At 65.4% G+C, this 8,661-nt stretch carries 9 protein-coding genes; 1 reads left to right on the top strand and 8 read right to left on the bottom strand.

Annotation, left to right across the window (positions count from 1 at the left end; all coding sequences use genetic code 11):
* Positions 1 to 153: 153 nt before the first annotated feature.
* Positions 154 to 846, bottom strand: a complete 693-nt coding sequence (locus ABIE20_RS20855; protein ID WP_429507027.1) for an MOSC domain-containing protein — start codon at positions 844 to 846, stop codon at positions 154 to 156.
* A gap of 126 nt (positions 847 to 972) precedes the next feature.
* On the opposite strand from ABIE20_RS20855, the gene ABIE20_RS20850 reads away from it, so the two are divergent.
* Entirely contained in the window at positions 973 to 1,359 is a 387-nt protein-coding gene (locus ABIE20_RS20850; protein WP_184959518.1) for a hypothetical protein, read from the top strand.
* A 4-nt stretch (positions 1,360 to 1,363) separates the two neighbouring features.
* Here ABIE20_RS20850 and ABIE20_RS20845 read toward each other — a convergent pair whose 3' ends face one another.
* The 7 genes from ABIE20_RS20845 to ABIE20_RS20815 form a co-directional block, all read right to left on the bottom strand.
* On the bottom strand, positions 1,364 to 3,805 hold the full coding sequence (locus tag ABIE20_RS20845) for a TonB-dependent siderophore receptor (protein WP_429507026.1): 2,442 nt from the start codon (positions 3,803 to 3,805) through the stop codon (positions 1,364 to 1,366).
* An 87-nt stretch (positions 3,806 to 3,892) separates the two neighbouring features.
* Entirely contained in the window at positions 3,893 to 4,867 is a 975-nt protein-coding gene (locus ABIE20_RS20840) for a FecR family protein (protein ID WP_429507024.1), read from the bottom strand.
* Positions 4,864 to 5,370: a sigma-70 family RNA polymerase sigma factor gene (locus tag ABIE20_RS20835; protein WP_429507022.1), complete on the bottom strand. Its 507-nt coding sequence runs from the start codon at positions 5,368 to 5,370 to the stop codon at positions 4,864 to 4,866. The genes ABIE20_RS20840 and ABIE20_RS20835 overlap by 4 nt, the downstream gene beginning before the upstream one ends.
* A gap of 105 nt (positions 5,371 to 5,475) precedes the next feature.
* A complete protein-coding gene (locus tag ABIE20_RS20830) occupies positions 5,476 to 5,904 on the bottom strand; it encodes a MarR family winged helix-turn-helix transcriptional regulator (RefSeq protein WP_429507020.1) in 429 nt (142 codons plus the stop codon).
* Positions 5,897 to 6,973, bottom strand: a complete 1,077-nt coding sequence (gene hemE / locus ABIE20_RS20825; RefSeq protein ID WP_429507037.1) for a uroporphyrinogen decarboxylase — start codon at positions 6,971 to 6,973, stop codon at positions 5,897 to 5,899. The genes ABIE20_RS20830 and hemE overlap by 8 nt, the downstream gene beginning before the upstream one ends.
* 45 nt (positions 6,974 to 7,018) lie before the next feature.
* Positions 7,019 to 7,702 carry a ribulose-phosphate 3-epimerase gene (gene rpe / locus ABIE20_RS20820; RefSeq protein WP_429507019.1) on the bottom strand — a complete coding sequence of 228 codons (684 nt, stop codon included), beginning with the start codon at positions 7,700 to 7,702 and terminating at the stop codon, positions 7,019 to 7,021.
* A 12-nt stretch (positions 7,703 to 7,714) separates the two neighbouring features.
* Positions 7,715 to 8,641, bottom strand: coding sequence for an alpha/beta fold hydrolase (locus tag ABIE20_RS20815; protein WP_429507018.1), 927 nt, complete (start codon positions 8,639 to 8,641; stop codon positions 7,715 to 7,717).
* Positions 8,642 to 8,661 lie beyond the last annotated feature (20 nt).

Below are 8,661 nucleotides of genomic sequence, written 5' to 3'. Positions count from 1 at the left end.
GGCGCGGCGGGCCGCCCCCCGGGGGCGGGGGGGGGGGCGGGGGTCGGGCCGGGGGCCGGGCGCCGCCGCGCCCGGGCGGCCGCCCCCCCCCCCCCCCCCCCCCCCGGCGGGGGGGGGGGGGGGGGCCCCCCCCCGCGACAGGCTACCTGCCAATCACCCAGGCCCCTGCAAACGCGGCGCCCAGTCCTCGACTTCGGCCTTTTCCAAACGTCGTGACAGGGTCCGGCGCCAGGAAGCCGCCAGCGGTAGTTCCAGGCACTGGCGAATCACCTCGAGGTCGACCTGCCTGTCGAACAGCACCGACGACAAGCGCGCTAGCGACCACTGCGGATGCGGCCGTTCGATCAGCTCGATGTTCATGCCGGCAGCCAATACGCCATCTTCCAGCACCCGGTAATACCAGCCGGTACGGCCGCTTTGCTGGACCCGCAATGACATGTCCTTGACCCCGAAGCGATCGTTGAGCTTCCAGCACGGCATGCGCCCCTGGGAAATCTCCAGCAGCGCGCTGCCAGCGCGAAAGCGGTCGCCCAGGCACACGGCTTGCTCGGTCAAGCCGCAGGTGCTTAAGTTTTCGCCGAAAGCGCCCGGAGCCTGCAGCAGCGGATGCTCGCCCAGCTCTGCAGCCCAGGCGGCATAGTGCTCACGCGGATAGTGATGGATGGCCTTTTCGACGCCGCCATGCACGCGCAAGTCGCCCTGCTCGTCGCCAACCAGGCCCAGCTCGGTGACTGCCACCTCACCCTCACGTGGGGTCTTGGCGATGGCGCTGGATGAGCCCGGACGGGTGAAAGGCACGGCGCGCCCTGTCAATACGCTTTGCAGCTGCAGTTGTTGCGCCAGCATGGGCGACTCGCTCCTGGTGAAGTTCGACGAAGTGAAATGGTATCACCGAGCGCCGCCCACACCAGTGCTCGATAGCTATCTGCCAGGCATGGGCAAAAGTCCTCGAGCCTCGCTATGCTGCAAGGCATGAACGCCACCCTGCCCACCCGCACCCCCTGCCCGCCCGGCGCTTGCGACTGCGGCCGCGAGACGCTGCAGGACCCGCGCATCCTGTTGCTGACGCGCCAGGAAGAAAAGCGCCTGCTCGAACGCCTGGAAAACCTGCACAGCCTGGACGACCTGGAGCACATGCAGCGGCGTTTGTACGAGCAGTTGGGGATTCGGCTGCAGATTACCCCGAGCTTCAACGAGGTGCGGACCATGCGCGGTATCAGCATCCAGATCGAGGAACTTCCGGGCTTGTGCCGCAAGACCCGGCAGAATATTCCGGCGGCGATCAGGCGGGCATTGGAGAAGCAGCCGGAGATAGCCTACCGGCTGCTGGATGCCCATGACTTGCTGCGCGATACCTGAAGCTTTACCAGTTGTAGGTCAGGTCGGTGGTGATGGTCCGCCCTTCGCCGTAATAGCAATCCACGTCGCTGGTGCAGCGGCTGACGTAGGTCTTGTCTTCGAGGTTCTGCAGGTTCATCTGCACCTTCACGCCCTTCAGGCGCAGCGGCGATTGCTGCAGGTCGTAGGAGAGCATGGCGTCGTACACGGTGTAGGACGGGATGCTGAAGTGCCCGTCGGCAAAGTCGGTGCCGTCGCTACCGCGCACATAACGTGCGCCCAGGCCCATGCCGAGGCCGGCGACCGGCGTGTCGCCGGTGAAGTGGTAATCCAGCCACAGTGCTGCGGTCATCGGCGGCGTACCGGACGGGTGACGGCCTTCGCGGCCATCGTTGTCCTTGGTGTAGACCACGTCGTTGCGCGACACCGAGGCGATCAGGCCGAGGTTGTCGGTGAGGCTCGCCTTGCCTTCGAGCTCGACACCGCGCGAACGTAGCTCGCCGACCTGGCTGTTGAAGCCGGGGTTGCCGACATCGGCGGTGAGGATGTTCTGCTGCTTGATCTCGTACACCGAGAGCTGGATGAAGCTGTCCTGGCCAGGCGGCTGGTACTTGATACCGGCCTCGACCTGCTTGCCGGTGGACGGCTCGAACGCTTTGCCGGCGTAGTCGGCACCGGCCAGCGGCAGGAATGATTCGGAGTAGCTGACGTAAGGCGTGACACCATTGTCGAAGGCATAGCCCAGCCCGGCGCGACCGGTGAACTTCTCGTCCTTGACGTTGGTATGGTTGCCGGCAATCGGCTCCTTGTTGTCGGATTCGGCCCAGTCATAGCGGCCACCGAGGGTCAGGAACCACTGGTCCCACTTGAGCTGATCCTGCACGTACAGGCCGGTCTGGTTGATGGTGCGGTCCCATTTGAACGGCTGGCCGAAGTTCAGTGGCTTGCCGTACACCGGGTTGTACAGGTCGATGATCGGCGGATTGCGGTCGTACAGGCCGAGGAACCGGGAGTTGGAGTGGTAGTAATCGACACCGATCAACAGGGTATGGGCGACGTCGAAGGTGTTGAATTTGGCCTGGGCCATGTTATCGATGCCCAATACCTTGTTGCGCTGGGCCCAGTCGACGCCAAAGCGGGTCATGGCGCTCTGGTCGTCGGCGCCGGTGACCGGGTTGGGCACGAAGGCGTAGCCGTGCAGTGGCGCCCGGTACTTGTCATCGACGTAGGCGTAGCGGGTGTTCTGCTTGAGGGTCCAGATGTCGTCCAGTTCGTGGCTGATTTCGTAGCCGAAGGTGTACTGCTCGCGATCATAGGCGTTGCCCCCCGGCTCACCGATAAAACGGCTGCGCTTGATCCGCCCGTTGGCGCTGGCGAACACCGTGCCCACCGCCGGCAAGCCCTGGGCCTCCGGTACGCCGTTGTCGCGCTGGTAATGGCCGTAGACGGTCAGGCGGGTCTGCTCGTTGGGGCTCCAGGTCAGGCTCGGAGCGATCATGTAGCGCTGCTGTTCGACGTAGTCGATTTCGCCGTTCTTATCCAGGCCCATGCCGGTTACCCGGTACTGGTACTCGCCCTGGTCATCCACCGGGCCGGCGAAGTCGAAGGCGCCATAGCGGCGGTCCTGGCTGCCGCCACCAAGCTTGATCTCATGCAGCGGGGTCGCGGTCGGGCGCTTGGAGACCATGTTGACCAGGCCACCTGGCTGGTTCTGGCCGTAGAGCACCGAGGCCGGGCCCTTCATCACCTCGATGCGCTCCAGCGCGTAAGGGTCGATCTGCAGTGCACCACCGGTACTGCCGCCGCCGTACGGCAGGTGCAGGCCGTCCAGGTACAGCGGCGTCGGGCTGAAGCCGCGGGAAGTCGGCTCGTCGAAAATCCCCACCCGGTCGGAGAAGCCGCCACCGGTAATACCCGGGGTATAGCGCAAGGCCTGGGTGACCGTCTGTGAACCGAGGGCCTTGATTTCGTCCTGGGTGATGACGTTGATGGTCTGCGGCACTTCCAGTACCGAAGTGTCGGTCTTGGTCGCGGTGCCGGTGCGCTTGGCCACATAGCCCTGGACCGGGCCCCAGGCGTCTTCGCTGGCGTTGGAGACGATCTGGGTCAAGCCCAGTTCCAGCGCCCCGCTGTGCTCGGCCGGCACCAGGCTCCAGGCGCCGCCAGCGGTGATATTGAGGTTGAGGCCGCTGCCATTGAGCGCCTGGCTGGCCGCCTGCTCGGGGCTGAACTGGCCGTTGACCGCCGCCGAGCGCTTGCCTTGCAGCAGCGCCGGCTTGACCGACAACACCCGCCCAGACTGCCGGGCGATGCGGCTCAGGGCTTCGCCCAGGTCGCCGGCCGGGATATCAAAGCGCTGGCTGGCGCTGACGCTGCTGTCGGTTTGCGCCACGGCGTACAACGGCGTGCTGCTGCCCAGGGCGATGGCAAGGGCCAGCAGGCTGGGGCGGATCATGGAGTCGGGCATGGAGGTGTTGGCTCGTTCGAAGTTGTTGTCCATAACGAGGACACGCCAAGGAACAAACCCCCTCATAGAAATCGCAATTATTTTTATTTAGATCACATCAATGCGGGTCAGCCAGCCGCCAACGCTGTCGACCCGGATCGGCAAGGTCTCGGCCAGGGAGCGCAAGGTACGTTCACTGTCGTCCAGCGGGAAGCTGCCGTAGACGCGCACTTGCGCCGCCTGCGGGCTGATGCGCAGCAAGCCGGCGCGGTACGGGCGCAAGGCTTCGATCAGCTCGCCCAGAGGCTCGTCGCGAACATCCAGGCGGCCCTCGGTCCAGCTCGCCCGGGTACGCAGCGACGCGGCCAGCAGCTGGCTGGCGTGGCCGTCGAAGCGAAAGGCCTGGCCCTCCTCTACGCGCTGGGCAGGGGCGCTGCCGCTGCGCAGCATGACGCTGTGTTGCTGTACCGACACCACGCTCTGCTGCGCTTCCTGGCGCACGCTGAAGCGCGTGCCCAGGGCCTGCACCTGGCCTTCGCGGGTGGCGACGATAAACGGCCGGCCCGGCTCGCCAGCGACATCGGCTTGCACCTCGCCGTCACGCAGCAGCACCAGCCGCTGCCCAGCGCTGAAACGCACATCCACGGCGCTGCGGGCGTTCAGGCACAAGCGCGAGCCATCGGCCAGGGTGAAGGTACGCCGCTCGCCGGTGCCGGTGCGCAGGTCGGCGAGCAGATCGCCCAGTGGCGTCATGCGGTTGCCGAGCGCACCGGCGCCCAAACCCAGCAACAGCATCGCCAGGCCGCCGCCCAGGGCCTTGCGCCGCGACGGCGGCGGCAAGGTGCGCAGGCTGCGGCTGGCCATGAGCAACTGGCCAGGGTTGCGCTGCTCGGCTTGCTGCAGGTCGGCCAGGGGTTCACCGAGCAAGGCGTTGACCCGCTGCCAGGCGGCCTGATGGCCGGGCGATTGCTTGAGCCAGGTGTTGAAGGCCAGCAGCAACGGGCTGCCGGCCGGGGCATTCTCCAGCCTGAGCAGCCAGTCCACTGCCTCGTGGGTTGCGCGGTCCAGTGGTGTGCTGCTCATTCCGGCCTCGCGCTCAGGCAGTGCAGGAAAGCCCGGCGCAGGTCACGCTCGACTGTCGCCAGCGACACCCCCAGGTGCTCGGCAATGGCCGGCTGGCTCAGGCCTTCGAGGCGATGCAGGATGAACCCATGACGCACCCGCGTCGGCAGGCCGTCGAGCACCCGGTCGATTTCGGCCAGGGCTTCGCGCACCAGCAGTACGTCTTCAGCCGAAGGCATGCAGTGTTCGGGCAGGCACGCCAGCTCGTCGAGGTAGGCCTGCTCCAGCGCCCGGCGGCGGAACAGGTTGCTCAGCAGGCGGCGGGCGACGGTGGCTAGAAAAGCGCGAGGTTCTTCAAGGGCGGGCAATGCGCTGCTGGTCATGGCCCGCACGAAGGTGTCCTGGGCCAGGTCCGCGGCATCGTCCGGGCAATTCAGCCGACGATACAGCCAGGCACGCAGCCAGCGATGATAGTCACTGTAGAGGTGGGCGACGATAGCCTTGGAGTCGAGAGAGCTCGGCACGAGGGTGATCACACATTAATGGTAATTACTCTCATTATCATGATGCTGGCGTGATTGCACAATCCCCCTTTCGCGGGGCAAGCGGACTTGCCCCGCGCTGCGGGTTCAGCGCAAGCGCGCCCTGATCCGGTGGCAGACATCCAGTACCTGCTCCACCTCGCCCTCGCCCAGGTCGATCTTGCAGGCCATGTTGCTGAACACTTTCGCCGCCTCGGCCTTGAGCTCACGGCCCTTGTCGGTCAGCAACAGGTTGCGCCGGCGACGGTCGTTGGGGTCGAGGTACACGGTGATGAAGCCGTTGTCGGCCAGGCGCTTGACGATCGGCGTCAGGGTGCCAAGGTCGAACAGGGTCAGCTCGCTCAGGGCGCTGATCGAGACATCGTCCTGGCCCCACAAGCCAGCCATCACCAGCAGTTGCGGGTAGGTTACGCCGCGTTTCTTCAACGGTTCGGCGTAGTCGCGGACCATGGCGTTGGCTGTCGAATACAGCGAGAAACACAGCATCCGGTCGAAGTCGAAGGTCGGGTCAAGCATAGGCACCTCCGCGCGCACGGCTCAGTTCATGCACGGCATTGACCAGCGTTGCCACCGCCTCTGGCGAGGTGGTCGGCGAGATCCCGTGGCCCAGGTTGAACACATGGCCAAAGCCCGCTGCCGGCGGCCCGAAGGCCTGCAAGGTGCGCTGCACTTCACGGCGGATGCAGGCCTCATCACCGAGCAACACGCCGGGGTCGAGGTTACCCTGCAGGGCAACACTGTTGCCCACCAGTTGACGGGCCACGCCCAGGTCACACGTCCAGTCCAGGCTCAGGGCATCGGCGCCGCTGTCGGCCATCTCCGCCAGCCACGGGCTGCCGCCCTTGGTGTAGATGATCGATGGTACGCGCTGGCCGTGGTGGGTTTTGTGCAGGCGCGCCAGCACTTCGCGCATGTAGAACAGCGAATAACGCTGGTAGGCACCGTCTGCCAGGACGCCACCCCAGGTGTCGAAGATCATCAGCGCCTGGGCACCGGACTCGATCTGCGCGTTGAGGCTGGCCGCCACCGCCTGGCTGGTAACCTGGAGAATGTGCTGGAGCAGCTCCGGGCGCCGGTAGAGCATCTTCTTGATCAGCTGGAAATCACCCGGCGGGCCGCCTTCGACCATGTAGCAGGCCAGGGTCCAGGGGCTGCCGGCAAAGCCGATCAGCGCCACCTTGGGGTCCAGCTCGCGGCGGCTCTGGGCTACGGCCTGGTACAGGTAGTCCAGCGCTTCTGGCTCGGGCACGCGCAGGCGCTTGATGGCCTGCTCGTCGCGCAGCGGGTGACGAAAGCGCGGGCCTTCGCCATGACCGAAATACAGGCCCAGGCCCATGGCATCGGGCACGGTGAGGATGTCGGAGAACACGATTGCCGCATCCAGGTTGAAACGCCGCAAGGGTTGCAAGGTGGCTTCGGTGGCGTAGTCCGGGGTTTTCGCCAGGCTCAGCAACGAACCGGCGCGGGCCCGCAGTTCACGGTACTCGGGCAGGTAGCGCCCGGCCTGGCGCATCAGCCAGACCGGCGTATGCGCTGTCGGCTGACGCAGCAAGGCCTTGATTAGGGTTGTAGTGTGCAAGGACAGGTAACTCGTACTGGATTCGCGAGAATCGTTGGAAAGACCGCCTATTCAGTGGCGGTTGGGCAAAGCGTGGGCAATCTCGCGGCGCAAGGCCTCGATGGTAGCGCGGTAATCGCTCTGGGCAAAAATCGCCGTGCCGGCCACGAACATATCGGCCCCGGCGCCAGCCACCTGGCCGATGGTTTCAAGGTTGACGCCGCCGTCCACCTCCAGGCGGATCGCCCGGCCACTGTCGTCGATCAGCTTGCGCGCTGCGGCAATCTTGGGCAATACCGAGGGGATGAACTTCTGTCCGCCAAAGCCCGGGTTGACCGACATCAGCAGGATCAGGTCGAGCTTGTCGAGCACGTACTGCGCGGCGTCGAGGGTACTGGCCGGGTTGAACACCAGGCCCGCCTTGCAGCCCAGGTCCTTGATCAGCTGCAGCGAGCGGTCCAGGTGCAGGGTCGCCTCGGGGTGGATCGAGATGTAGTCGGCGCCGGCCTCGGCGAAAGCCTGGATCATCGCGTCCACCGGAGTGACCATCAGGTGCACGTCGATCGGCGCGGTAATCCCATGGCTGCGCAGGGCCTTGCAGAACTGCGGCCCCATGGTCAGGTTGGGCACATAGTGGTTATCCATCACATCGATGTGGATGACATCGGCACCGGCGGCCAGGACCTGCTCGGCTTCAGCGCCGAGGCGGGCGAAATCGGCCGCCAGAATCGACGGTGCAATCCAGAACTCTTTCACGGGTGTACTCCATTACTCATTGACTAATCGTTGCCGCGGCCCGGATTCACGCTGAAGCAGCGCGGCGTTGATCTGCGCGATCAAGGCCGTGCCCGGCTCGTCCAGGTGAAAATGATGGCCGCCATCATGCCAGTGCACCTGGGTAGCCCAGGGCAAGGCGTTTTTTCTTTTATCGAACTGGGCACCGGCAAACAGCCCCTGGCGCCCGAGCAGCAAGTGCAGCGGGCAGCTGATCTGGCGCAGGAAGTCGCAGGCCTGGCGCTCGGTCAGTTGCATAGCCTCAGGTAGCACCAGGCGCGGGTCATGGCGCCAGCGGTAACCGTCGCCGACGCTGAGCAGGTCGCGCATGGCCAGCAGCCGCGCGCCCTCGGCACCCAGGGTGCCATCGATGCTGTTGCGCCGCTCGCTGATGGCCGCTTCAAGGCTGTCGAACTGCGCCGACTGCGGCGCCGAAAAACCATGCAAGCGGGTGCGCAAGGCCAGGCGCAGCAGACGCTGGGATTTTTTCAGGTGCTCGACGGTGTCTTCTTCGGCAATGGTAAAGGGCGCGCCCATGCCGTCGATGAACACCATGCTGTCGATCGACTTGTTCATCGCCGCCAGAATCGACGCAACACCGCTGCCCATGGAATGACCCAGGACCGAAAAGCGCTTCCAGCCCAGGCACTCGACCAGGGCGTTCATGTCATCGGCGTGTTCCCACAGGTAATAGCCGCTGTCGCCGCGACGGTGCTCGGAACGGCCATGGCCGGCAAGGTCCGGGGCCACCACGAAGCAGTCCTCGAGCAGCGGCGCGATACGTTCGAACGACGCCGCGTTGTCCAGCCAGCCGTGCACGGCGAGCACCGGGTGGCCGCGCTCATTGCCCCAGATACGCAAGGCGAAATGGTTGCCGTTGACGTCCAGCGATTGATCGCGACCTCTGTTGCCCAGACTCATATCCGCACATCCTGTATGAC

The organism is Pseudomonas sp. 2835 (assembly GCF_050435905.1).
GTDB lineage: Bacteria > Pseudomonadota > Gammaproteobacteria > Pseudomonadales > Pseudomonadaceae > Aquipseudomonas.
The sequence above is the reverse complement of the archived record's forward strand: the minus strand, read 5'-3'. Positions and strand labels throughout refer to the sequence as shown.